Source organism: Actinacidiphila sp. bgisy145 (assembly GCF_057708125.1).
Window position 1 is genome coordinate 213,195 of sequence record NZ_JBYIRL010000005.1, and the last position, 24,562, is coordinate 237,756.

The 24,562-nt window shown below is 72.8% G+C and carries 19 protein-coding genes; 8 read left to right on the plus strand and 11 right to left on the minus strand.

Annotated elements, in window-relative coordinates; all coding sequences use genetic code 11:
* Positions 1 to 30 precede the first annotated feature (30 nt).
* The 5 genes from pgl to tkt are packed head-to-tail and all read right to left on the minus strand — an operon-like array spanning position 31 to position 6,664.
* Positions 31 to 771, minus strand: a complete 741-nt coding sequence (gene pgl, locus AC3ERT_RS07120; protein WP_435129814.1) for a 6-phosphogluconolactonase — start codon at positions 769 to 771, stop codon at positions 31 to 33.
* A 38-nt stretch (positions 772 to 809) separates the two neighbouring features.
* Positions 810 to 1,883 (minus strand): glucose-6-phosphate dehydrogenase assembly protein OpcA, encoded by a 1,074-nt coding sequence (gene opcA, locus AC3ERT_RS07125; RefSeq protein WP_435129713.1) that lies wholly within the window; start codon positions 1,881 to 1,883, stop codon positions 810 to 812.
* Positions 1,880 to 3,421: a glucose-6-phosphate dehydrogenase gene (gene zwf / locus AC3ERT_RS07130; protein WP_335973504.1), complete on the minus strand. Its 1,542-nt coding sequence runs from the start codon at positions 3,419 to 3,421 to the stop codon at positions 1,880 to 1,882. Before zwf ends, opcA begins: the two co-directional genes overlap by 4 nt.
* Before the next feature lies 1 nt (position 3,422).
* Positions 3,423 to 4,541 (minus strand): transaldolase, encoded by a 1,119-nt coding sequence (tal, locus tag AC3ERT_RS07135; protein ID WP_335973501.1) that lies wholly within the window; start codon positions 4,539 to 4,541, stop codon positions 3,423 to 3,425.
* 35 nt (positions 4,542 to 4,576) lie between these two features.
* Positions 4,577 to 6,664 (minus strand): transketolase, encoded by a 2,088-nt coding sequence (tkt, locus tag AC3ERT_RS07140; RefSeq protein WP_335973498.1) that lies wholly within the window; start codon positions 6,662 to 6,664, stop codon positions 4,577 to 4,579.
* Positions 6,665 to 6,980: 316 nt separating this feature from the next.
* Between tkt and AC3ERT_RS07145 the strand changes: the two genes are divergently transcribed.
* The 4 genes from AC3ERT_RS07145 (at position 6,981) to AC3ERT_RS07160 (ending at position 13,331) form a co-directional block, all read left to right on the plus strand.
* Positions 6,981 to 7,940 carry a heme o synthase gene (locus AC3ERT_RS07145; protein WP_335973494.1) on the plus strand — a complete coding sequence of 320 codons (960 nt, stop codon included), beginning with the start codon at positions 6,981 to 6,983 and terminating at the stop codon, positions 7,938 to 7,940.
* A gap of 488 nt (positions 7,941 to 8,428) precedes the next feature.
* On the plus strand, positions 8,429 to 11,557 hold the full coding sequence (locus AC3ERT_RS07150; RefSeq protein WP_435173214.1) for a GH92 family glycosyl hydrolase: 3,129 nt from the start codon (positions 8,429 to 8,431) through the stop codon (positions 11,555 to 11,557).
* 157 nt (positions 11,558 to 11,714) lie between these two features.
* Positions 11,715 to 12,050 carry a hypothetical protein gene (locus AC3ERT_RS07155; protein ID WP_435173215.1) on the plus strand — a complete coding sequence of 112 codons (336 nt, stop codon included), beginning with the start codon at positions 11,715 to 11,717 and terminating at the stop codon, positions 12,048 to 12,050.
* A gap of 213 nt (positions 12,051 to 12,263) precedes the next feature.
* Positions 12,264 to 13,331, plus strand: a complete 1,068-nt coding sequence (locus AC3ERT_RS07160; protein WP_435173231.1) for an amidohydrolase — start codon at positions 12,264 to 12,266, stop codon at positions 13,329 to 13,331.
* Between the two features lie 94 nt (positions 13,332 to 13,425).
* Here AC3ERT_RS07160 and AC3ERT_RS07165 read toward each other — a convergent pair whose 3' ends face one another.
* Positions 13,426 to 14,499 (minus strand): COX15/CtaA family protein, encoded by a 1,074-nt coding sequence (locus AC3ERT_RS07165; RefSeq protein ID WP_435129702.1) that lies wholly within the window; start codon positions 14,497 to 14,499, stop codon positions 13,426 to 13,428.
* Positions 14,500 to 14,573: 74 nt separating this feature from the next.
* Here AC3ERT_RS07165 and AC3ERT_RS07170 point away from each other — a divergent pair, with 74 nt between their 5' ends.
* Positions 14,574 to 15,878 carry a glycosyl hydrolase family 28-related protein gene (locus AC3ERT_RS07170; RefSeq protein WP_435173217.1) on the plus strand — a complete coding sequence of 435 codons (1,305 nt, stop codon included), beginning with the start codon at positions 14,574 to 14,576 and terminating at the stop codon, positions 15,876 to 15,878.
* A gap of 97 nt (positions 15,879 to 15,975) precedes the next feature.
* Here AC3ERT_RS07170 and AC3ERT_RS07175 read toward each other — a convergent pair whose 3' ends face one another.
* Positions 15,976 to 16,557 carry a TetR/AcrR family transcriptional regulator gene (locus tag AC3ERT_RS07175; protein WP_435129696.1) on the minus strand — a complete coding sequence of 194 codons (582 nt, stop codon included), beginning with the start codon at positions 16,555 to 16,557 and terminating at the stop codon, positions 15,976 to 15,978.
* 108 nt (positions 16,558 to 16,665) lie between these two features.
* Here AC3ERT_RS07175 and AC3ERT_RS07180 point away from each other — a divergent pair, with 108 nt between their 5' ends.
* Positions 16,666 to 17,646, plus strand: a complete 981-nt coding sequence (locus tag AC3ERT_RS07180; protein ID WP_435129693.1) for an NADP-dependent oxidoreductase — start codon at positions 16,666 to 16,668, stop codon at positions 17,644 to 17,646.
* On the opposite strand, the gene AC3ERT_RS07185 is transcribed toward AC3ERT_RS07180, so the two are convergent.
* The 4 genes from AC3ERT_RS07185 to AC3ERT_RS07200 form a co-directional block, all read right to left on the minus strand.
* Entirely contained in the window at positions 17,643 to 18,428 is a 786-nt protein-coding gene (locus AC3ERT_RS07185) for a hypothetical protein (RefSeq protein WP_435129690.1), read from the minus strand. The genes AC3ERT_RS07180 and AC3ERT_RS07185 overlap by 4 nt on opposite strands.
* Positions 18,429 to 18,526: 98 nt before the next feature.
* Complete coding sequence (locus AC3ERT_RS07190) at positions 18,527 to 20,239, minus strand: MFS transporter (RefSeq protein ID WP_435173218.1); 1,713 nt, start codon at positions 20,237 to 20,239, stop codon at positions 18,527 to 18,529.
* Positions 20,240 to 20,285: 46 nt separating this feature from the next.
* Positions 20,286 to 21,083, minus strand: a complete 798-nt coding sequence (locus tag AC3ERT_RS07195; protein ID WP_335973467.1) for an ABC transporter permease — start codon at positions 21,081 to 21,083, stop codon at positions 20,286 to 20,288.
* 13 nt (positions 21,084 to 21,096) lie between these two features.
* Positions 21,097 to 22,023 carry an ABC transporter ATP-binding protein gene (locus AC3ERT_RS07200; protein WP_335973465.1) on the minus strand — a complete coding sequence of 309 codons (927 nt, stop codon included), beginning with the start codon at positions 22,021 to 22,023 and terminating at the stop codon, positions 21,097 to 21,099.
* Between the two features lie 157 nt (positions 22,024 to 22,180).
* On the opposite strand from AC3ERT_RS07200, the gene AC3ERT_RS07205 reads away from it, so the two are divergent.
* Together AC3ERT_RS07205 and sufB are read left to right on the plus strand one after the other, a co-directional pair.
* Positions 22,181 to 23,092, plus strand: a complete 912-nt coding sequence (locus tag AC3ERT_RS07205; RefSeq protein WP_435173220.1) for a helix-turn-helix transcriptional regulator — start codon at positions 22,181 to 22,183, stop codon at positions 23,090 to 23,092.
* Positions 23,089 to 24,510, plus strand: a complete 1,422-nt coding sequence (gene sufB / locus AC3ERT_RS07210) for a Fe-S cluster assembly protein SufB (RefSeq protein WP_335973457.1) — start codon at positions 23,089 to 23,091, stop codon at positions 24,508 to 24,510. Before AC3ERT_RS07205 ends, sufB begins: the two co-directional genes overlap by 4 nt.
* Positions 24,511 to 24,562 lie beyond the last annotated feature (52 nt).

The window sequence follows — 24,562 nt, forward strand, 5'->3', positions numbered from 1 at the left end:
CGGGCCCTTCGCGTCCTGCTCCCCGCGCCCCTACGACGAGGCCGCCGGATACAGCTCCGCGGGGATCTTCGCGGCCGCCGCGCGGTCCAGCAGCCACAGCGTGCGGGACCGGCCGTAGGCACCCGAGGCGGGCGCCTGGATCTCGCCCGGCGCGGACAGCGCGAGCGCGACCGCACCCGCCTTGTCCTCACCGGCGGCCAGCAGCCACACCTCCCGCGCCGAGCGGATCGCCGGGAAGGTCAGCGAGATCCGGGTCGGCGGCGGCTTGGGCGAGCCGTGCACCCCGATGACGGTGCGCACGGTCTCCCGGGTGCCGGGGTGCTCCGGGAAGAGCGACGCCACATGGGTGTCCGGGCCGACGCCCAGCATGAGGACGTCGAACGACGGCACCCGGGTGTGGTCCTCCGGACCGGCCGCGGCCGCCAGCTCCGTCGCGTAGGCCGCCGCGGCGGCCTCCACGTCGGACTCGTAGCCGCCGTCGGACGGCGCCATCGGGTGCACCCGCGCCGGGTCGAGCGGCACCGCGTCCAGCAGCGCCTGACGGGCCTGCGTGTAGTTGCGCTCCGGGTCCCCCTCGGGGAGGAACCGCTCGTCGCCCCACCACAGGTCCAGCCGCGCCCAGTCCACGGCGTCCCGCGCCGGGGAGTCGGCGAGGGCGGCCAGCAGCCCGTTTCCGTTGCGCCCACCGGTGAGCACCACCGAGGCGGAGCCGCGGGCGGCCTGGGCGTCCACGATCTTCGTGATCAGCCTGGCCGCGGCGGCCCGCGCCATCAGCTCCTTGTCCCGGTGGACGACCACCTGCGGCGTGCTCACTTCTGCGCCGCCGCCTTGCCCGAGCCGGACCCGGCCGCCGCCTTCTTGGCCGGGGTGGCCTTGGCCGCGCCGACCGGCTTGTCCGCGGCGGGGCCGCCGGACCGGGAGGAGCCGTTCGCCGCGACCGCGCCGTCGGAACCGTCGGAGTTCAGCAGGTGCTGCACGCCGAACTTGACGGTGGCGCGGTATATGTCGTCCGGGTCCAGCCGGCGCAGCTCCTCGGCGATCAGCTCCGCGGTCTCCCGCCGCTTGAGCGCCACATGGCGGTCGGGCTGACCCGGCACCGCCAGCTCGGCCAGCCCGCCCTCGGGACGGTCCAGGCAGATGTCGCCGTCGGAGGTGACCAGCCGCACCGCGGTCAGCCCCGGACCGTTGGTGACCTTCCGCTCCACCGGCACCCCGAGCCGGTCCGCCAGCCACAGGGCCAGCAGCTCGGCACTGGGGTTGTACGCCTCGCCCTCCACCGCGGCACTGCTGATCTTCCCGTGCTTCTGGTCGAGCGCGGCGGCCAGCATGGAACGCCACGGGGTGATCCGGGTCCACGCCAGGTCGGTGTCACCGGGCACGTACGTCTTCGCCCGCAGCGCCAGCGAACCGACCGGGTCCTCGGCCGCGGCCGAGTCGGTGATCCGGCGCGCCGCCAGCCGGCCCAGCGGGTCCTCCGCGGCGTTCTCCGGGGACTTGTCCGGCCACCAGCACACCGCCGGGGCGTCCGGCAGCAGCAGCGGCAGGACCACCGACTCGGCGTGGTTGGCCAGCTCGCCGTGCATGCGCAGCACCACGGTCTCGCCGGTGCCCGCCTCGTCGCCGACCACGACCTCCGCGTCCAGCCGGGCCAGCGCCCGGTCCCGCGGGGAGCGGCCCGGACGCTTGATGACGACCAGTATCCGGGAGGGGTGCTCCTTGGACGCCTCGTGCGCGGCCTTCAGCGCGTCATAGGCGCTGCCCTCGTCGGTGACGATGACCAGGGTCAGCACCATGCCGACCGCGGGGGTGCCGATCGCCCGCCGGGCCTCGATCAACCCGGCGTTGATCTTCGAGGACGTGGTGTCCGTCAGATCGATTCTCATGGCCTGCGCCAGCTCCTGCCGTCTTGTGCGAGCATCTCGTCCGCCTCGGTCGGGCCCCAGGTGCCGGACGCGTACTGCGCCGGCTTGCCGTGCTTGTCCCAGTGCTGCTCGATCGGGTCGAGGATGGTCCAGGACAGCTCGACTTCCTGGTGCCGCGGGAAGAGGTTCGCGTCACCGAGCAGCACGTCCAGGATGAGCCGCTCGTACGCCTCCGGGCTGGACTCGGTGAACGACTCGCCGTAGGCGAAGTCCATCGTGACGTCCCGCACCTCGGTGGAGGTGCCCGGCACCTTCGAGCCGAACCGCACGGTCACACCCTCGTCCGGCTGCACCCGGATGACCAGCGCGTTCTCGCCCAGCTCCTCGGTGGCGCCGGACTCGAACGGCAGGTACGGGGCCCGCTTGAAGACCACCGCGATCTCGGTGACCCGGCGGCCGAGCCGCTTGCCGGTGCGCAGGTAGAACGGCACACCCGCCCAGCGGCGGTTGTTGATCTCCAGCTTCACCGCGGCATAGGTGTCGGTCTTGGACTTGGGGTCGATGCCGTCCTCCTCCAGGTACCCGAGCACCTCCTCGCCGCCCTGCCAGGCGTGCGCGTACTGGCCGCGCACGGTGTACTTGCCGAGGTCGTCCGGGAGCACGACCGCGCCGAGCACCTTCAGCTTCTCCGCGGTCAGCGCCTTCGGGTGGAAGGAGCCGGGCTCCTCCATCGCGGTCAGCGCCAGCAGCTGGAGCAGGTGGTTCTGGATGACGTCCCGCGCCGCGCCGATGCCGTCGTAGTACCCCGCGCGGCCGCCGATGCCGATGTCCTCGGCCATGGTGATCTGCACGTGGTCGACGTACGACCGGTTCCAGATCGGCTCGTACATCGTGTTGGCGAAGCGCAGCGCCAGGATGTTCTGGACGGTCTCCTTGCCCAGGTAGTGGTCGATCCGGAAGACCTCGTTGGGCGGGAAGACGTCGTGCACGATCTGGTTGAGCTGCTGGGCGCTGGCCAGGTCGTGGCCGAACGGCTTCTCGATGACGGCGCGCCGCCAGGAGTCGCCGCTGCCCTGCGACAGGCCGTGCTTCTTCAGCTGCTGCACCACGTTCGGGAAGAACTTCGGCGGCACGGACAGGTAGAAGGCGAAGTTGCCGCCGGTGCCGCGCGCCTTGTCCAGGTCCTCGATGGTGGACTTGAGCTGCTCGAACGCCTTGTCGTCGTCGAAGTCGCCCTGCACGAACCGGCAGCCCTCGGCGAGCTGCTGCCAGACCTCCTCCCGGAAGGGGGTGCGCGCGTGCTCCTTGACCGCGTCGTGCACCTCCTGGGCGAAGTCCTCGTTCTCCCACTGGCGGCGGGCGAAGCCGACCAGAGCGAAGCCCGGCGGCAGCAGGCCGCGGTTGGCCAGGTCGTACACCGCCGGCATCAGCTTCTTGCGGGACAGGTCGCCGGTGACCCCGAAGATCACCAGGCCGGACGGGCCCGCGATGCGCGGCAGCCGCCGGTCCAGCGGGTCGCGCAGCGGGTTGCCGGCCGTCTGCGTCTCGTCGGTTGCCACCTCACGCCTCCGAAGGGGCGAGGCGCTCGAGTTCGGCCTTGGTGGAGTCCAGCAGTTCGTTCCAGGCCGCCTCGAACTTCTCCACGCCCTCGTCCTCCAGCACCTGCACCACGTCGTCGTACGACACGCCGACCGAGGCCAGCGCGTCGATGTCGGCCTGGGCCTGCGCGTAGTGGGCGCGCACCGTGTCGCCGGTGACCTCGCCGTGGTCGGCGGTCGCCTGGAGCGTCGCCTCCGGCATGGTGTTCACCGTGTTCGGCGCGACCAGCTCCGTGACGTACAGGGTGTCGGGGTAGGCCGGGTCCTTCACGCCGGTGGAGGCCCACAGCGGGCGCTGCTTGTTCGCACCCGCCCGCTCCAGCGCCGCCCAGCGGTCGGAGCCGAAGACCTCTTCGTACGCCTGGTAGGCCAGCCGGGCGTTGGCGACGGCCGCCTTGCCCTTGAGCGCCTTCGCCTGGTCCGAACCGATCTTCTCCAGGCGCTTGTCGATCTCGGTGTCCACCCGGGAGACGAAGAACGACGCGACCGAGTGGATCTCGGACAGGTCCAGGCCGGCCGCCTTGGCCGTCTCCAGGCCGGTCAGGTACGCGTCCATCACCGCGCGGTACCGCTCCAGCGAGAAGATCAGCGTGACGTTGACGCTGATGCCCTTGCCGATGACCTGGGCGATCGCGGGCAGGCCCGCCTTGGTCGCGGGGATCTTGATCAGCGTGTTCGGGCGGTCCACCAGCCACGCCAGCTGCTTGGCCTCGGCGACCGTGGCCTCCGTGTTGTGCGCCAGCCGCGGGTCGACCTCGATGGAGACCCGGCCGTCCTGGTGGTCGCTGGACTCGTAGACCGGGCGCAGGATGTCGGCCGCGTCGCGGACGTCCGCGGTGGTGATCATCCGCAGCGCCTCCTCGACGGTCAGCCGGCGCACGGCGAGGTCCCTGAGCTGTCCGTCGTACCCGTCGCCCTGGGAGATGGCCTTCTGGAAGATCGACGGGTTGGTGGTCACACCCACCACATGCTGCTGGTCGATGAGTTCGGCCAGGTTGCCGGACGTGATGCGCTTGCGCGACAGGTCGTCCAACCAGATCGCGACGCCTTCGTCGGAGAGGCGCTTCAGTGCGTCTGTCATGGGATCTGCATCTCCTGAAATGTTGTGTACCAGCGTCAGCGGTCTGCGGCGGCCAGAGATTCCCGGGCCGCGGCGGCGACGGCCTCGGCGGTGAAACCGAACTCGCGGAAGAGCAGCTTTCCGTCGGCCGAGGCGCCGTAGTGCTCGATGCTGACGATCCGGCCGGCGTCCCCGACGTACCGGTACCAGGTGAGGGCGATCCCGGCCTCGACCGCGACCCGCGCCTTCACCGAGGACGGCAGCACGCTCTCGCGGTACGCCTCGTCCTGCTCCTCGAACCACTCCACGCACGGCATCGAGACCACCCGGGTCGGGATGCCCGCGGCCTGGAGCTCCTCGCGCGCGCCCACCGCGAGCTGCACCTCGGAGCCGGTGCCGATCAGGATCACCTGCGCCGGGCCGCCCTCGGCCTCGAACATCACGTAACCGCCCCGGGCGGTGTCCTCGTGCACCGGGTAGGTCGGCACGCCCTGCCGGGTCAGCGCCAGGCCGTGCGGGGCGCCCTTGCCGATCTCCTTCGTCCAGCGCTGCTGGATCTCGCGCCAGGCGATCGCCGTCTCGTTGGCATCAGCGGGGCGCACCACGTTCAGCCCCGGGATGGCGCGCAGCGAGGCCAGGTGCTCGACCGGCTGGTGCGTCGGGCCGTCCTCGCCGACACCGATCGAGTCGTGCGTCCATACGTACGTCACCGGCAGGTGCATCAGCGCGGACAGCCGCACCGCGTTGCGCATGTAGTCGGAGAAGACGAGGAACGTGCCGCCGTAGACACGGGTGTTGCCGTGCAGCGTGATGCCGTTCATCTCCGCGGCCATGGAGTGCTCGCGGATACCGAAGTGCACGGTCCGGCCGTACGGGTCGGCGCCCGGCAGCGGGTTGCCGGCCGGGAGGAACGACGAGTTCTTGTCGATGGTGGTGTTGTTCGACCCCGCGAGGTCCGCGGAACCGCCCCACAGCTCGGGGATGACCTCGCCCAGCGCCTCCAGGACCTTGCCGGAGGCGGCACGCGTTGCCAGCGAGGCGCCGACCTCGAACTCCGGCAGCCGGTCCTGCCAGCCCGCCGGCAGCTCGGCCGCGGCGACGCGGTCGAACAGCTCGGCGCGCTGCGGGTTCGCGGTGCGCCAGGCGGCGAACGACTTCTCCCACTGCGCCCGCGCGTCCCGGCCGCGGTCGCCGACCGCGCGGGTGTGCGTGATCACCGCGTCGGACACCTCGAAGTGCTGCTCCGGGTCAAAGCCCAGCACCTCCTTGGTGGCGCGCACCTCGTCCTCGCCGAGGGCCGAGCCGTGCGCGGCGCCGGTGTTCTGCTTGTTCGGCGCGGGCCAGCCGATGATCGAGCGGACCGCGACGAACGACGGCCGCTCCGTCTCGGCCTTGGCCGCGACCAGCGCGGCGTGCAGCGCGTGCACGTCGAGGTCGCCGTTCTCCTTCGGGGCCACGCGCTGGACGTGCCAGCCGTACGCCTCGTACCGCTTGACGGTGTCCTCGGAGACGGCCGTCTCGGTGTCGCCCTCGATGGAGATGTGGTTGTCGTCCCACAGCAGCACCAGGTTGCCGAGCTTCTGGTGGCCGGCCATCGAGGACGCCTCGGCGGAGATGCCCTCCTGGAGGCAGCCGTCGCCGGCGATCGCCCAGACGGTGTGGTCGAAGGGGGAGGTGCCCGGCGCGGCGTCCGGGTCGAACAGCCCCCGCTCGTACCGCGCGGCCATGGCCATGCCCACCGCGTTGGCCACGCCCTGGCCGAGCGGGCCGGTGGTGGTCTCCACCCCGCGGGTGTGGCCGTACTCCGGGTGGCCGGGGGTCTTGGAGCCCCAGGTGCGCAGGGCCTCCAGGTCGGCCAGCTCCAGGCCGTAACCGGCGAGGTAGAGCTGCGTGTAGAGGGTCATGCTGGAGTGGCCCGCGGACAGCACGAAGCGGTCGCGGCCGGTCCAGTCCGCGTTCGCCGGGTCGTGCCGCATGATCTTCTGGAACAGCAGGTAGGCCGCGGGGGCCAGGCTCATCGCCGTGCCCGGATGGCCGTTCCCGACCTTCTGCACGGCATCCATGGCCAGGACGCGGGCGGTGTCCACGGCCCGCTCGTCCAGATCGGTCCACTCGAGGTCTGTGGTCGTCGGCTGCTTGCTCACCCTGGGTCAGGGCTCCTCTCCACACAAAAGTTGAAAAGCGCCGGTGACTGGTGCCTACCCGACGTTGTCGAGCCTACCGCCGCAGCCGTACGAGCCTTCGACCACGCTGCTGCTTCTGTGGACAACTCCGTTCCCGGTGGCGGCCGGGCGGGGCCGGAGCGCGCGGGACACGCCCGGCCGCGCGGGCACCCCCGGCGGAAAGCCGGGTGTTCCCTACGTCTAGAGTGGCGTGGTACGCGCAGGGACCGTGGTCCGCCGCCGCATCGCGGCCGGCAGGCAGCCGGGACCTGCTGGTCTCATCTCTCGTGGGGTGTTCGTGACAGCCGTCGATTCCCGACCCGCCGGGGTCATCGGGACGGACCCGGGACCGGCGAACTCCGGGCACCGGCCGCCGCGCGCCCGGGTCATGGCGTTCGTGGAGCTGACCAAGCCGCGCATCATCGAACTGCTGCTCATCACGACCGTTCCGGTGATGTTCCTGGCAGCCGGCGGAGTGCCCAGCCTGTGGCGGGTGGTGGCGACCGTGGTCGGCGGCTACCTGTCCGCGGGCGGCGCCAACGCGCTGAACATGTACATCGACCGCGACATCGACGCGCTGATGCACCGCACCGAACAGCGCCCGCTGGTGACGGGGATGGTCTCGCCGCGCGAGGCGCTGGTCTTCGGCGTCGCGCTGTCGGCGGTGTCCACCGCGTGGTTCGCGCTGCTGGTCAACCCGCTCTCGGCGGCGCTGTCGCTGGCCGCGATCCTGTACTACGTCTTCGTCTACACGCTGTGGCTCAAGCGCCGTACCGCGCAGAACATCGTGTGGGGGGGTGTCGCGGGCTGCCTCCAGGTGTTCATCGGATGGTCGGCCGTGCGCAACGAACTCGGCTGGGCGCCCTTCGTGCTCTTCCTGGTCCTGTTCTTCTGGACCCCGCCGCACTACTGGCCGCTGTCGATGAAGGTCAAGGACGACTACGCGCGGGTCGGCGTGCCGATGCTGCCGGTCGTCGCGGGCAACCAGGTGGTCGCCCGGCAGATCGTCCTCTACAGCTGGGTCATGGTGCTCACCTCGCTCACCCTGTGGTGGCCGCTGGGCGACACCTCCTGGTTCTACCCGGTGGTCGCGGGCCTGCTCGGCGCGTTCTGGCTGAAGGAGGCGCACGGCCTGCACGCCCGCGCCAAGGCCGGCGTCATGGGCGCGAAGCTCAAGGAGATGCGGCTCTTCCACTGGTCCATCACCTACGCCACGCTGCTCTTCGTCGCCGTCGCCATCGACCCCTTCCTCCACTAGCCCGCCTCTGGCAGATCCCCGCCCGCCGGTAGGCCCCTGGAGCTTTGGCCCGGTCCCGGCGGGGGCCTCCCCGTGCCCCGCCGCCGAGGTCCCGGTGCCGGGCGCCCGGCCCGGGGTGGGCCGAGGGACCCGAAGCGCTCCTGGGGGACGCCGCGACGGCGTTCGCGGTGCGCCACCCCGGTGAGCGGGCTCTCGGCGACCGTCCACGGATCGCGCCGGCGGGCGCTGCCGCCACCGGCGCCCCCGCGCGGCGGCATCCCAGGACGCTGACGAGGCTTCACCTGCCGGTCCCGGCAGGACTGTTGCTTTGCGCGTCGCCAGCCCCCAAGATGTGCTGGTCTCATCGGGGAGCCCTTGGGGAGGTACGTGTGAGAAGACCGCGCATGCTGCGTGGCACGTTCGCGGCAGCACTCGCTGCGGTGGCGACGCTCGTGGCCGCAGGTACGGCTTCGGCGAATGTGACAACGTTGTCCAACAATCAGACAACGTTGTCATCCGCCTCGGCGTCCACGCTGGTGTCCGATCCGGCGAGCTATGTGGACCCGCTCATCGGCACCGGACGCGGCGGTTCCACCGTCGGCGAGATCAACGACTTCCCCGGGCCGTCCACGCCGTTCGGGATGATGCAGTTCTCGCCGGACACCTCCGGCTCGTACGCCGGCTACCAGTACCACGACGACCAGATCCGCGGCTTCAGCCTGGACCACGCCTCCGTCGGCTGCCGGGCCTTCGGCGACGTGCCGATCCTGCCGATCACCGGCAGCGTCGGCAGCGCGCCGTGGAACCTCACGGAGCACTTCACGCACACCGGCGAGACGGCCGAGCCCGGCTACTACGCGGTGAACCTCGACGCGTCGGGCGTGCGCGCCGAGCTGACCGCGTCGACCCGGACCGGCCTGGCGGCCTTCACCTTCCCCGCGGGCTCCGCAGCCGCGCAGCTGCTGGTCAAGGCAGGCGGCAGCCTCAACGGCGACAAGAGCGCGGACGTGCAGGTGGTCGGCGACCGCGAGGTCACCGGTTCGGCGACCACCGGCGACTTCTGCGGCAAGGGCAACGAGTACACCGTCTACTACGCGATCACCTTCGACCAGCCCTTCACCGCGCACGGCACCTGGGACGGCAAGACGGTGACCGCGGGCGGCGACTCGGCCAGCGCCGCCGGTGCCGGTGCCTACCTGACCTTCGGCGACGGCGGCAGCCGCACGGTGCGGGCCAAGGTCTCGATGTCGTACGTGTCGGTGGCCGGCGCGGAGGCCAACATGGCCGCGGAGGTGCCCGGCTGGGACCTGGACGCGCTGCACCGGCAGACCCGAGACGCGTGGTCGCAGATGCTGGGCAAGGTGCGGGTCGCGGGCAAGGACACCGACGAGCTGAAGACCTTCTACACCGCGCTCTACCACTCGCTGATGCACCCGAACACCTTCAACGACGCCGACGGCCGCTACATCGGCTTCGACGGCAAGGTGCGCACCCTGGCCAAGGGCCACGCCCAGTACACGAACTTCTCCGACTGGGACACCTACCGCTCGCTGGCGCCCCTGCAGGCGATGCTCTTCCCGCAGCAGGCCAGTGACATGGCCCAGTCGCTGGTCAACGACGCGGAGCAGGGCGGCTGGTGGCCGCGCTGGCCGCTGGCGAACGCGTACACCGGCCAGATGACCGGCGACAACTCGGTGCCGCTGATCGCGAACCTGTACGCGTACGGGGCGCGCGACTTCGACCTGAAGACGGCGCTGAAGTACCTGGTCAAGGGCGCGACCACGGTGGACTCCACCCCGGGCGCCTACCAGGAGCGGCCCGGCGTCCAGGAGTACGTCGCGCGCGGCTACGCGCCCAACGACGACGCCGCCAAGGGCGACCACGGGCACGTCGGCGCCTCGGAGACCCTGGAGTGGGCGATCGACGACTTCTCGATCGCGCAACTCGCCAAGGCCGCCGGGCAGAACACCGTGGCGAAGACCTTCACCCGGCGCGGCCAGAACTGGCAGAACATCCTCGACCCGGCGAGCGGCTACCTCGAACCGCGCGGCGAAGACGGCCGCTTCCCGGACGAGACCGGCTTCCAGACCCCCTCGGACGGCCAGTTCGGCCAAGAGGGCTACGACGAGGGCAACGCCGCCCAGTACAACTGGCTGGTCCCGCAGGACATGGCGGGCCTGATCGCCTCGATGGGCGGCCAGAGCGCGGCCGCCGACCGCCTCGACACCTTCTTCTCCCAGCTCAACGTGGGCCCCAACGCGCCCTACATGTGGGCCGGCAACGAGATCGACTTCGGTGTGCCGTGGGTCTACAACCAGGTCGGCCAGCCGTGGAAGACGCAGAAGACGGTGCGGGAGATCGCCACCACGCTCTTCAGCCCGACGCCCGACGGCGAGCCCGGCAACGACGACCTGGGGGCGCAGTCCTCCTGGTACGTGTGGGCGGCGCTCGGCCTGTACCCCGCGACACCGGGCACGGCCGACCTCACCGTGCACAGTCCGATGTTCCAGCGCGTGGTGCTGGACCTGCCGGGCAAGGCCAAGGACCTGGACATCCGCGCGCCCCAGGCGGCGGACGACGCGCCTTACGTCCGTAACCTCACGCTCGACGGGCACTCCTGGGAGCGCACCTACCTGCCGTCGTCAGTGGTCTTCAGCGGCGGGAGGCTGGACTTCACCCTGTCCACCACCCCCGACACGCACTGGGCCGCCTCGTCGGGCGACGCCTCGCCCTCCTACCGCACCGGCGAGCGCGACTTCCTCGCCACCGCGACTCCGAACCAGTCGGTGGTGGCGGCCGGCGGGTCCGCCGCGGACCTGACCGTCCATGTGCAGAGGCTGGCCGGCCACCAGGGTTCCCTTTCGGTCGGCGCGTCTCCGCCCGAGGGTCTGCGCGTCACCCCCGCCGCCACCTCCGTCGCGCTGGACCGGAAGACCGGCACCGGCACCGTGAAACTGGCGGTCACGGCGGCCGCGGGCACCGCGGACGGCTACTACGAGGTGCCGCTGACCGTACGCGGCAAGGGCGCCGGGGCCGATCCGGTGCAGCTCAGCGCGATCGTGCTGGTGGCGGCGAAGGACAGCCTGGCCGCGGACTACGACAACACCGGCGCCACACCGGACAGCGACCACGCCGCCGGGGACCTCGACGGCAGCGGCAGCAGCTACTCCCGCGAGGCGCTGGCCGCGGCCGGTCTGGAGGGCGGCGCCCGGGTGCAGGTGGCGGGGACGTCGTTCGTGTGGCCCGACGCGCCGGTGGGGCGCCCGGACAACACGGTCGCCGACGGCCAGACCATCCGGCTCGGGGACAGCGCCAAGGACGCCACCAGCCTGCTGTTCGTGGGCTCGGCGACCAACGGGGACCAGCAGGCCACCGCCCAGGTGACGTTCACCGACGGCAGCACGGCGCAGGCCGACCTGTCCTTCGGCGACTGGGTCAAGCCCGGCGGCGGCTCGACGCCGGTGCTGGGGAACACCGTGGTGGCCACCACCGACCACCGCAACCAGTCCGGTGGCGACGGTGCGCCCGCGTACGTCTTCGCCACCACGCCGTTCGCGGTGCCGGACGGCAAGCAGGTGGCGAGCGTGACGCTGCCGGTCAACGGGAACCTGCACGTGTTCTCGGTGGGCCTGGGCTGAGTCGGCGCGCCTGACAGACCCCGGCCGGTCGATGGTTCGGCGGAACCGTCGCCCGGCCGGTCCGCCCGGCGGGGATCGGACCCCTTGGCCGATCCCCGCCGGGCCTGCTCCTTCCGGCTCCTTCCGCACCCGGGTTACCGGTAAGTAGGGTGGGGGCATGGCTGAGAGCAAGGTGGACAACGACCCCCGGGCCGAGCGGCGTGTGCGGCGGCTGACCAGGGAGATCCAGGCGTTCGGGCGGGCCCACGGCGGCACACAGGCGCAGATCGCGTACCTCGGCGAGCGCGGTGCCCGCATCGTGCTGGTGGGCGAGGACGGCGCGTGGGGCGACCTGGTCGCGCCGGAGTACGAGCTGGCGCGGCGGGCCGTGGACGCGTCGGGGGCGACCGTCCACGAGGCGTTCGACGGGGAGCTGGCCGCGAAGGTGCGGACAGGGCCGTACGAGTGGTCCCGGATGGCCGGCATCCAGCTCGGCGGGCGCGCGGGCGGCTGACGGCGCCCCTGCCCGTACGGCCCTGCGCCGGGTTGTCCCAGGGTGTTCCGCCGTCCGGCGGCGCTCCGGGCCCGTGGCCTGCCCGTCCGACGGGTCCGCTCCCTATCACCCCCCGGGTCGTTAGGCCCTGTGCGGGCCGCCCCCGGTGGCGGCGCGTGCGGGGGCCGGGGCCTGGTCGGGTCCGTGGACGTCGGACGGGACGGGGTGCGGGCGATGGCCGGCGCGGCGCAGGCACACCTGGTGGACGCGCACTGCCACGGGGTGTACCCGGGCGATCTGGGCCTCGGCTCCTTCGAGGCGCGGCTGCCGGGTGCCGCCGCCCCGGGCACCACGCTCTTCGACAGCCCCACCGGTTTCGCGCTGCGCCGCTGGTGCCCGCCCCTGCTGGGGCTGGAGGCCCACTGTCCGCCGGCCCGCTACCTCGCCCGGCGCCGCGAGCTGGGTGCTTACGAGGCGACGCGGCGGCTGCTGCGCGGCGCCGGGATCGCGGCGTACGTCCTGGACACCGGGGAGTGCGCGGAGCTGACCTCGCCGAAGGACCTCGCGGCGGCCGCGGGCGTGCCCGTACGGGAGACGGTGCGGCTCGAACCGCTCGCCCAGCAGGTCGCGGACACCTCCGGCTCGGTCGGCGCGTTCCTGGCGAACCTCGCGGAGGCGGTGCACGGCGCCGCGGTCGGCGCGGCGGGCTTCTCCTGCTGCGGGGACGGGCCCGCCGGTCCCGCCGGGCCCGACGGGGGCGGCGCGGACGCAGGGCCGCCCGGGCCGGCGGAGGTGCGGCAGGCGGCGGTGGCGTGGCTGTCCGCCCGTACGGTGGGGGCCCGGCCCGACCACCCGGTGCTGCTGCGGCACATCCGGTGGCACGCCGTGGCGACCGGGCTGCCGCTGCTGATGCGGTACGGAGCCGGCGGGCGCGGGCCGTCGGCCGCCGGGCAGTTCCTGCGGGCCACCGCGGGGCTGGGTACCGAGGTCGTCCTGCTGCCGGGCGGGCCCCATGAGGCGGCGGCCGCCGATCTCGCGGCCGAACTCCCGCACGTCTACGTGGGCATCGGCCGGGACCCGGCCGCGGTGCTCGGGCGGACCCCCTTCGGCAAGGTGCTCTACGCGAGCGGCGCGGGCGGGCTGCCGGAGCTGGCCGTGACGGCGGCGAAGGGGTTCCTGGCGGAGCTGGGGCGGGCGGTGGCGGTGCGGGTCGCCTCGGGGGAGTGGTCGGCCGCGGACGGCTGCCATGTGGCGTCCCTGGTGGCGGCGGGCAACGCGCGGCGGCTGTTCCCGTTCGGGTGAGGGGCCGCCGGGGGCGGCGCCCCGGTCAGGCCGAACTGCCGGGTGCGGTCACGCCGCGATGCCGGGCGCGGTCACGCCGAACTGCCGCCCCCGGTCACGCCGAGATGCCGGACGCCGCCGACTTCGGCGCCTGCGCGGCCGCGGGCACCGTCTCGCCGGGCTCGGCGAAGGGGCGCTCGCGGAAGGAGAGCAGCACCCGCAGGACCGCGATCCACACCAGGCACGCCCCGAACATGTGCAGGTCCACCAGGGCCGCCGGCAGGTGCGTGAAGTACTGGACGTAGCCGATGACGCCCTGCCCCATCAGCACCAGGAACAGGTCGCGGACGCGGTGCTGGGGACCGACCGGCGCGTCGACGGCGCGCAGCACGAACCACAGGGCGACGGTCAGGCCGACCACCACCCACGCGAAGTCCGCGTGCAGCTGCGCGATCGTCTTCCAGTCCACGTCGATCCGCCGCACCTTGTACGCGCCGCTGGACTCCCCGGGGTGCGGGCCGGCCCCGCTGACCAGGGTGCCGACCACGATGAGGACCGCGGAGGCGGCGGTGAGCAGCTGCCCGAGCTGCCGTACCGGCTTGCCGACCAGCGGGCGGGGCGAGGCGTCGCCCTCGCGCATGCGCAGCCAGGTGAGCGCCGCCACGGTGATCAGGGCCGCGGACAGCAGGAAGTGCAAGGAGACGACGTACGGGTTGAGCTTGGTGAGCACCGTCAGCCCGCCCCACACGGCGTTGAAGACGACCACCCAGAACTGGGCCCACGCCAGCCGGTACGGGCCGCGCCGCAGCGGTGCCTGCGCGCGGATCGCGATGATCGCCCAGCCGACGGTGGCGCACAGCACGTACGTCAGCATGCGGTTGCTGATCTCGATGGCGTGGTGGACGCCCATCTCGCGGGTGCCGAGCAGGCTGTCGCCGCTGCACGTCGGCCAGGTCGGGCAGCCCAGGCCGGAGGCCGTGACCCGGACCGCGCCACCGGTGATCACGATCACCACGGACATCACCAGCGCCGCGAGCACGGCGCGGCGCACCAGTGCGGGGCGGGGCGTCCACCGGGCGGCGATGAAGGCGAGCGGGTTTCGCACGATGTCGGGCAGCTTCGGCACGCAGCCATGGTAGGCGCACCCTTTGTGCACGGATTCACGAGGGGTGCGGGGTGGGCCGTACATCCCGGGAAAAGCCCCGCAAGCCGGGCCTTGTACCCCTAGCATCGTGGGTGGGACCGATGGGGGAGGGGGCCCGGATGGCCGGGGAGCACCGTGACACCGTCAACCGCAGGCGGCTGCTGTACGGGGGCGCGGCGGCGGCACTGGCCGGGACCGGCACGGCGGCCTGGGCGAGCGGGGCGTGGGACGCGCCCGCGGCCGGGGCGGCCTCCCGGGAGCACCCCGGGTACGCCGACGTGGTGGCCGACTTCGGCGCCAAGGGCGACGGCACCACCGACGACAGCGCCGCGTTCGAGGCGGCCTACGCGTACGCCGAGAAGCGGGCCGCCGGCGGGACCGGCCGCACCGTGATCCTGGTGCCGCCCGGCCGGTACCGGGTCACCCGGCCCGGTGCGCTGCTCGCCGCCGACTCGCCCTCCCACCGCAGGAACGGGCTGCGCTACGTGGGCGCCGGGCTGCGGATCAGCGAGATCGTCTTCGCGCCCCCGACCGTCGAAGGGCCCGACGGCGGCAGCTACCTGTGCCGCAACAACGACACCTGGCAGAACATCTCGTTCGAGGGCCTGCGCTTCACCTCCGGCACCCCGGGCGCCTCCTTCTTCTACTCCTACTCCACCGGCGGCGCGGCCAACTACCGCTTCTCGCAGTGCGAGTGGATGGGGGAGTGGGAGTACGGCGTCGCGCTCGACGGGAGCAACACCAACTCCGAGATGCGGTGGGAGGCGTGCCGGGTCGGCGGCGCCTACCGCAAGGCGTTCCTGTACGCCGGGATGTCGCTGCACTCGACCGACGTGAAGCAGCAGGACCAGTTCCTCAACTACTGGTTCACCGACATGAACGTCACCTACGAGTGGGGCAACTTCCTGGAGTTCCCCTACGGCGGCTCCGTGACCTGCCGCTCCGGCAGCTACATCGTCACCGGCCGCCGCCCCACCCCGCACCCCGACTACGGTTACGAGAGCGCCTTCTTCCGCTTTCCGCGCCCCGCCCACTTCGACGGGGTGCAGCGCTTCCACGCCGAGGACATCCGCTTCGAGCTGCGCGACGACGCGGTGGTCGTCATCGACTGCGCCTGGAACCGCGGCACCGTGCACTTCAACGACTGCGACGACACCGCGCACGCGTACCGGTCCTTCTCCGATGCCCTGCGCGCCCACCGCTACACCCTCACCGACGCCGGGCCGCTCGTCCGCTACGACTCCTGCCAGCTCGTCGGCACCCACCAGTACCGCACCACCCCGCCCGCCACCCCGCCCCCCTGCGTCCGCTACGACATGTGCCGCCTCGCCTCCCACCCCCCGGCCGCCTTCCTCACCCTCCCCGCCGCCCAGCCCCGCGACTTCGCCACCTTCGCGAACTGCCTCCCGTCACCCGCGCCCTGAGCGATCCGACCGGCGTGCCTCCCGTCCTCGTCCTGTCCGGACAGCATGACGCGGGAGCGGCCTGCGGACACGGAGCGGCGCGGGTTGGTTCGGTCCGTCAGGGGGTCGGGCGGAGGCCGTGGGTGAGGATGTCGAGGAGGCGGGCTGCTCGGGTGGGGTGGGTCGGGGGATGGGCCACGGTGAAGATGCCGATGAGGGCGGCGGCGATGTCCTCGGCGGTGACGTCGGTGCGCAGGTCGCCGGTGGCGCGGCCCGCGTCGAGGATCTCGTCGATGGCCGCGAGCAGTTCGGTGCGGGTGCGGGCGTGGGAGATCTCGCCGGACTCGATCATGGCGAGCAGCGTGTCGAGCATGCCGTTCTTGGTCGCGATCCACTCCCCGAACAGGTCCATCCAGCGGCGCAGCGCCTCGGGTGGGGTGAGGGTGGCGAGGAGTTCGCGGGCGCCGTCGGTGAGCCGGGCGACCTGGTCGCGGTAGACCGCGTCGACGAGGGACTCGCGGGTGGGGAAGTGCCGGTAGAGCGTGGCGATGCCGACCCCGGCCTCGCGGGCGATCGCGCGCATCGACGGTTCGGCGTCGGTGTCGGCGGAGGCGAAGACGCGGGTGGCCACGTCGAGGAGCTGGGCGCGGTTGCGGGCCGCGTCCGCGCGGGGCTCGCGGGTCTCTGGCGGTGTCGGCAAAACGGATCACGCTCCGGTTGTGTGCTACGGTGCGATGGAAGGTAAACGGATCGTAGTCCGTTTACCTGTGTCCCCGCGCGCCGTCACAGTCGAAGGAGACCCCTGAGCATGGAACAACCGAGCACCCCCTCACCGGCGACCGCGAGCAGGGCGGTCCGGCTGGAGTCGTTCGGCGGCCCCGAGCGGCTGACCCTCCGCGAGGTGCCCGCGCCGCAGGCGGGCCCGGGGCAGCTGCGGGTGCGCGTCACCGCGGCCGGACTGAACCCGATGGACTGGTTCATGACCTCCGACGCGGACACCGCCGCCCGGTTCGGCCTGAGCCTGCCGTGCGGGTTCGGCACCGACTACGCCGGGGTGGTGGACCAGGTCGGCGAGGGCGTACGCGGGTTCGCCGTCGGCGACCGGGTGTTCGGCGGTGCCATGTCCCGCGCGATCGCCGACCACATCGTGGTGGACGCGGCGGGGGCCATCGCGGTGGGCGGCGACGCGCACCGCACCCCCGACGGCGTCGACGACCGTACCGCCGCCACCCTCACCATCGCGGGCTGCACGGCCGCCGCGGCCCTCGCCGTCGTCGAGCCCGGCCCGGACGACACGCTGCTCGTCGGCGGCGCGGGCGGCGGGGTCGGCGTGTTCGCCGTCCAACTCGCCCGCCGCGCGGGCGCACGGGTGATCGGTACGGGGTCGGCGGCGTCGGCTGACGCCCTGCGCGGCCTCGGCGCCGAGCCGGTCGCCTACGGCGAGGGCCTGGCCGACCGGCTGCGCGCCATGGCGCCCGGCGGCATCACCGCAGCCGTCGACCTCTACGGGACCGAGGTCGTGCAGGCGGCGCGCGAACTGGGCGTTCCCGACGCGCGCATCACCACCATCGCCGCGCAGGTCGACGGCATCACCCCCGCGAACGGGGCCGACGCCGCCCCGGGCGCCCTGGAGGAGATCGCCCGCCTGGTCGCCTCCGGCGAGCTCCGGGTGCCCCTCGCGGCCACCTTCCCGGTCGAGCAGATCCGCGCCGCGGTCGAACTCCAGGCCGCCCGCCACGTCCACGGCAAGGTCGTCATCGACCTCACGGGGCAGGACACCAGGCCCTAGCTGCCGCCAGGGGCCGAGCGGAGCTCGTCGATGAACTCCACGACCGCCCGGGCGTTGAGCAGCCGGAGCCTGATGGGCGGCCGGCCCGTCACCTTGATCTCCAGTTCGCCGTGGCCGGACGCCTTCACCGACCGCACCTGCGGCCACGCATACTCTCCGCCCTGCCCGTGCGCGGGGGCGTGGACCAGCCCGGTGCGGGTGATGGCGAGTTGTCCCCGGTCCAGCCGCACGCTCCCCTCGGCATGCAGCGCCTCCTCCAGATCGACCTGGAGGGCCGGCACGAGCCGGTGGTCGATCTCCTCGATCAGCCGGGCCATCCGCCGCACCTGGAGCAGCGTGATCGGCACGGCGGCCCCCTCCACCCAGATCAGGCCGCGCTCGTACGTACGGGTGGTCCGGGTCTGGGCTGCGCCCAGCCGCTCGTCCCGGTAGCCCTCCGGGGTGTACTCGGTGGCCCGGACGTCGTCCCACGACACGGCGCGGTCGGGCCCGACCTGGCCGGCGAGGAGCAGGCCGCCCTGGCACACCAGCACTGCTTGCAGGCCCTGTACCGGCGCCAGGCGCCCGTACGCGATCCCCGCCGCGATCGCCGCGGCGACGGCCACTGCCAGGGGCCACCACGTGCCGGCCGCCACACCGGCGCCCATGCCGATGCCCAGCGCCGCACCGCCGAACCACGCCTGCATCGCCAGCGTCACCGGCCGGTACCGCGGGTGCACGGCGACTACTTCCCCCAGCCCGGCCGCGGCAGCGGCTCTCCCGTACGCTTCCGGCTTGACCACGTCGCCCCCCTCTTCCTCGGCGATCGCGACCCTATCCGACCGGTAGGGCCTGCTTAAGCCGACCGGAAGCGATCAAAACGTGATCGCAACGGTCGTCGTCATGGGGGTCCGCCCTCGTGTCGACCGCCGCGGCCGGCCTGGTGCGGGCCCGCGCCCCCGGCCCGGCCAACTGGGGCGATCAGGTGGCGGACCCTGGGCCCGGTGGTGGACAGCGCGCCGGCGCGGGCCGCCAGTTCGGCGTCGTACGCGGTCAGGCGGGACTCGTGCTGGCGCAGGTGCTCCTGCCAGGAGGGGACCTGGAACGCCTCCACCCAGGTGGTGGGCTGCTCGGCGTCCCGGTACAGCGACCAGTGCGAGGCGCCGGTGCGGCGGCGGGAGACGGCGAGGGCGGCCATGGCCGCACGGAACTCCGGCAGGCGCTCGACCGGGACCTCGTAGGTGACCTCGACCAGCACAGGGCCGTCGGCCGCGTCGTCGGCGGTGCGGTCGAACGCGAGCATCGGCTCCGGCCAGGGCGCGACGACATCCCGGTCGAAGGTGCCGGTGCGGGCGTGCATCGGCCACACCGCCAGCGAGGCCGCGGTCAGCAGCAGGAGCGCGGTGGCGGCCAGCAGCGCGGCGCGGGTGCTCGTCGCGTTCGCGACCAGACCCCACACCAGGGAGCCGACGCCCTGGCCGCCCATGAAGACCATCAGATAGACCGCGAGCCCCCGGGCCCGTACCCAGGACGGCAGGGCGAGTTGGAGTGTCGTGTTGAGCGTGGACAACGCGTACAGCCACCCGGCGCCCGTCATGACCAGCACCAGCGCCACCACGGCCGGCTGCGTGACCAGCGCCGCCACGGCACTGCCCGCCGCGAACGCGGCACTGCTCAGCGCGAGCAGCACATTGCGGTCCAGCGCCGCACGAACCCGCTTGACGGTCACCGCCCCCGCGATCGCGCCCACGCCCAGCGCACCCAGCAGCAGCCCGTACCCGCCCGCGCCCTGGTGCAGCCGCTGCGAGGACACCACCGGCAGCAGGCCCCACAGCGCGGAGGCCGGCAGCACGAACAGGGCGGCCCGCAGCAGCACGCGCCGCACTCCGGGCGCGTTGCGGACGTAGCGGGTGCCCGCGGACAGCGCCGACCGCATCCGCTCCGGGGCGCCCCCGGCGGGAGCCATCGCGCGGTGCCAGACCGCCAGCGCGGCCACCACCCCCAGGAACGAGGCGGCATTGATGCCGAACACGACGTCCGTGCCGGTCGCGGCGACCAGCACACCGGCCAGGGCCGGGCCCACCGCGCGCGCGAGGTTGACGTTGAGGCTGCCCAGTGCCGCCGCGGCCGGGATCTGCGCGCGCGGCACCAGTTCGGGCTGGATCGCCTGCCAGCCCGGGCCGCTCAACGCGCTGCCGCACCCCATCAGGAACACCAGGGCGATCAGCACGGTGGGCGTGGTCAGCCCGGCCGCGGTGAGGACCGCGAGCGCGGTGCTCACGGCCGCCATCGCCACGGACAGGGCGATCAGCAGCCGTCGGCGGTCCAGCACGTCGGCGAGGACACCCGCGGGAAGCGACAGGAACAGCACCGGCAGCAGCGAGGCCGCCTGCACCAGCGAGGTCAGCGTCGGGGCGTTCGGCTGGTGGACGAGCATCCACTGCGCGCCGACGGTCTGCATCCAGGTGCCGACGTTCGAGCCCAGCTGGGCGCACCACAAGGTGCGGTAGGTCGGCAGGCGCAACGGCGCCCACGCGGAGGACTCCGCGTCCTTGCCGCTCGCCGAGCCCCCATCGCCCGTGCCGCCCGCGGGCGGTCCCGCCTGCGCCGTCATGCCGTGCCCTCTCCTTCCGGGTACGCCATGGCGTACGTACGGCCGCTCACTCCCAGCGGAACCAGCGCCCCGCCGCCGCCAGGCCCAGCACCGACCAGACCGCGAGGATGCCCAGGTCGGACCAGGGCACCCCGGCGCCGTGCCGGAGCACCTCGCGCAGGCCGTCCGACAGCGCCGAGATCGGCAGCAGCTCCAGCACGTCCCGCACCGGCCCGGAGAACTTGTCCATCGGCACGATCACCCCGCCGCCGACCAGCAGCAGCAGGAACACCAGGTTCGCGGCGGCCAGGGTCGCCTCCGCCTTGAGCGTGCCGGCCATGAGCAGCCCCAGCCCGGAGAACGCGGCCGTACCCAGCAGCAGGAGCAGCAGCACCGCCGCGGGATCGCCGTGCGGGGACCAGCCCAGCGCGAAGGCGATCACCACCAGGAGCACCACCTGGAGCGCCTCGGTGACCAGGACCGAGCAGGTCTTCGCCGTCATCAGCGCCCACCGCGGCAGCGGCGAGGCGCCCAGCCGCTTCAGCACGCCGTATCGCCGCTCGAAGCCGGTCGCGATCGCCTGCCCGGTGAACGCTGTCGACAGCACCGCCAGCGCCAGCACCCCCGGGGCGAGGAAGTCCACCGACCTGCCCGGGCCGGTGTCCACGATGTCCACCGAGCTGAACAGCACCAGCAGCAGCGCGGGGATCACCACGGTCAGCAGCAGCTGCTCCCCGTTGCGCAGCAGCATCTTCGTCTCCAGCAGCGCCTGCGCCCGGATCATCCGCCCCAGCGGCGCCGCCCCGGGCGCCGGCGCGAACGCGCCCGCCCCGGTGGCGTGCGGGGTGTCGGTGGTGACGCTCATGGCCGCAGCTCCCTCATGCCCGCAGTTCCCTGCCGGTCAGTTCCAAGAAGACGTCCTCCAGGGTGCGCCGCTCGACCGCGAGGTGGTCGGGCATGACGCCGTGCTGGGCGCACCAGGAGGCGACGGTGGCCAGCAGTTGCGGGTCGATGCCGCCCTCGATCCGGTAGGAGCCGGGGGACAGCTCGGCGGCGCGGGTGTCGGGGGGCAGGGCGTTGAGGAGCGAGACGAGGTTGAGGGCGGGGCGGCCGGAGAAGCGCAGGGTGTTCTCGGCGCCCCCGCGGCACAGCTCCTCGGGGGTGCCGGCGGCGATGGTGCGGCCGGCGTCGATGATCGCGACCTGGTCGGCGAGCTGCTCGGCCTCGTCCATGAAGTGGGTGGTGAGGACCACGCTGACGCCGTCGGCGCGCAGCTCGCGGACCAGGTCCCAGGTGGCGTGGCGGGCCTGGGGGTCCAGGCCCGCGGTGGGCTCGTCGAGGAAGACGAGTTCGGGGCGGCCGACGACGGCCATGGCCAGGGCCAGGCGCTGCTGCTGGCCGCCGGACAGCCGGCGGTAGGCGGTGCGTCCGCAGGTGTCCAGGCCGAGGCGTTCGATGAGCAGGGCCGGGTCCACCGGGTCGGCGTGCAGGGCCGCGGCGTGCCGCAGCATCTCCTCGGCGTGGGCGCCGGGGTAGACGCCGCCGGACTGGAGCATCACGCCGATCCGCGGGCGCAGTGCGGCGCCCTGGGTGACCGGGTCCAGGCCGAGGACGCGGGCGGTGCCGCCGTCGGGGCGGCGGTAGCCCTCGCAGACCTCGACGGTGGTGGTCTTGCCGGCGCCGTTGGGGCCGAGCACCGCGGTCACCGAGCCGCGCGGGACGGTCAGGTCGAGGCCGTCGACCGCGGTCTTGGCGCCGTACCGCTTGACCAGACCGGTCACCTCGACCGCGGGCTCGTTTCGCATGGCCACGAGTCTAGGGAGGGCGGGGAGCGGGGTGGGCGGCAGGGCGGAATCCGGCCGGTGGCGGCCCGGAAGTGAGGTCACCCTAAGTGACGTAGCCCACCGTGGGTGCGCGGGGGTGAGCTTGCCCGGGCCCGGCGAATTAAGCAACAATGGCGTTGTGAAAAACGTAGGCGGTGCTGCCCGCAGGGCGGCGGAGGAGCCGACGACCGGTGAGCGGCGCACCCGCAACCGCGTCGCCCGCTCCATCCTGGGCCACGGGCCCTCCACCGCCGCGGACCTCGCCGAGCGGCTGGGCCTGACCCAGGCGGCGGTACGCCGCCACCTCGACGCGCTCGTCGCGGAGAACATCGTGGAGGCCCGCGAGCAGCGGGTGTACGGCAGCCGCGGCCGCGGCCGCCCCGCGAAGGTCTTCGCGCTCACCGACTGCGGCCGGGACGCCTTCGACCAGGCCTACGACCAGCTCGCCGCGGACGCGCTGGGCTGGATCGCCCAGTCCGCGGGCGGCGGCGAGCAGGGCGAGGCCGCGGTCACCGCGTTCGCGCGGGCCCGCGTCGCCGCCCAGGCCGAGCGGTACCGCAAGCTGCTCGACGCCGCCGCGCCCGGCGAGCGGGCGCAGGCCCTGGCCCGCGCACTGACCGCGGACGGGTACGCTGCAACGGCGCGGAGCGCGCCCGGCCCGGCCGGGGGCACCCCCGGGCGGAGCGTCGGGGGAGAGCAGCTGTGCCAGCACCACTGCCCGGTGGCCCATGCCGCCGAGCAGTTCCCGCAGCTCTGCGAGGCGGAGGCCGAGGTCTTCTCCCGCCTGCTCGGGACGCACGTCCAGCGGCTCGCCACCATCGCGCACGGCGACGGGGTGTGCACCACGTTCATCCCGCAGGCCCAGCAGGGGCGGTCCGCCGCCCCCGCCGACGAGCCGGCGGCGCAGACACCGGAAGCACCCGCACCAACGGCGCCACCGGCGCCCGCACCACCCGCACGACCAGCGGCACCCGCATCACCCGCACCATCCGCAGCACCTGCACGCACCGACCACGCACCAGTCAGCACGTCCGGGAGGAACCCCGCATGACTGCTCCCACGGAGACCACTCACCCGGAGCTCGAAGGCATCGGCACCTACGAGTACGGCTGGGCGGACAACGACACCGCCGGCGCCGCCGCCAAGCGCGGCCTCTCGGAGGAGGTCGTCCGCGACATCTCCGCGAAGAAGTCCGAGCCGGAGTGGATGCTGAAGATGCGGCTCAAGGGGCTGCGGCTGTTCGGCAAGAAGCCCATGCCGACCTGGGGCAGCGACCTCACGGGCATCGACTTCGACAACATCAAGTACTTCGTGCGGTCCACCGAGAAGCAGGCGGAGTCCTGGGAGGACCTGCCCGAGGACATCAAGAACACCTACGACAAGCTCGGCATCCCCGAGGCGGAGAAGCAGCGCCTGGTCGCCGGCGTCGCCGCGCAGTACGAGTCCGAGGTCGTCTACCACCAGATCCGCGAGGACCTGGAGGAGCAGGGCGTCATCTTCCTGGACACCGACACCGCGCTCAAGGAGCACCCGGAGCTGTTCCAGGAGTACTTCGGCACCGTCATCCCGGCCGGCGACAACAAGTTCGCCTCGCTGAACACCGCGGTGTGGTCCGGCGGCTCCTTCATCTACGTGCCGAAGGGCGTGCACGTGGAGATCCCGCTCCAGGCGTACTTCCGGATCAACACCGAGAACATGGGCCAGTTCGAGCGGACCCTGATCATCGTCGACGAGGACGCCTACGTCCACTACGTCGAGGGCTGCACCGCGCCGATCTACAAGTCGGACTCGCTGCACTCCGCGGTGGTCGAGATCATCGTCAAGAAGGGCGGCCGCTGCCGCTACACGACCATCCAGAACTGGTCGAACAACGTCTACAACCTGGTCACCAAGCGCGCCGTCGCCTACGAGGGCGCCACCATGGAGTGGATCGACGGCAACATCGGCTCCAAGGTGACCATGAAGTACCCCGCGGTCTACCTGATGGGCGAGCACGCCAAGGGCGAGACGCTCTCCATCGCCTTCGCCGGCGAGGGGCAGCACCAGGACGCCGGCGCCAAGATGGTGCACATGGCGCCGAACACCTCGTCCAACATCGTCTCCAAGTCGGTGGCGCGCGGCGGCGGCCGCACCTCCTACCGCGGCCTGATCGAGATCGGCGAGGGCTCCACCGGCGCGAAGTCCAACGTGCTGTGCGACGCCCTGCTGGTCGACACGGTCTCCCGCTCCGACACGTACCCGTACGTGGACGTGCGCGAGGACGACGTGTCGATGGGCCACGAGGCGACCGTCTCCAAGGTCTCCGACGACCAGCTCTTCTACCTGATGAGCCGCGGTATGACCGAGTTCGAGGCGATGGCGATGATCGTGCGCGGCTTCGTCGAGCCGATCGCCAAGGAGCTGCCGATGGAGTACGCCCTGGAGCTCAACCGGCTGATCGAGCTGCAGATGGAGGGCGCGGTCGGCTGACCGGGCCGCCCCGGCACCCCCGCACCCGATCGAAGCACATCCAACGAGGAGC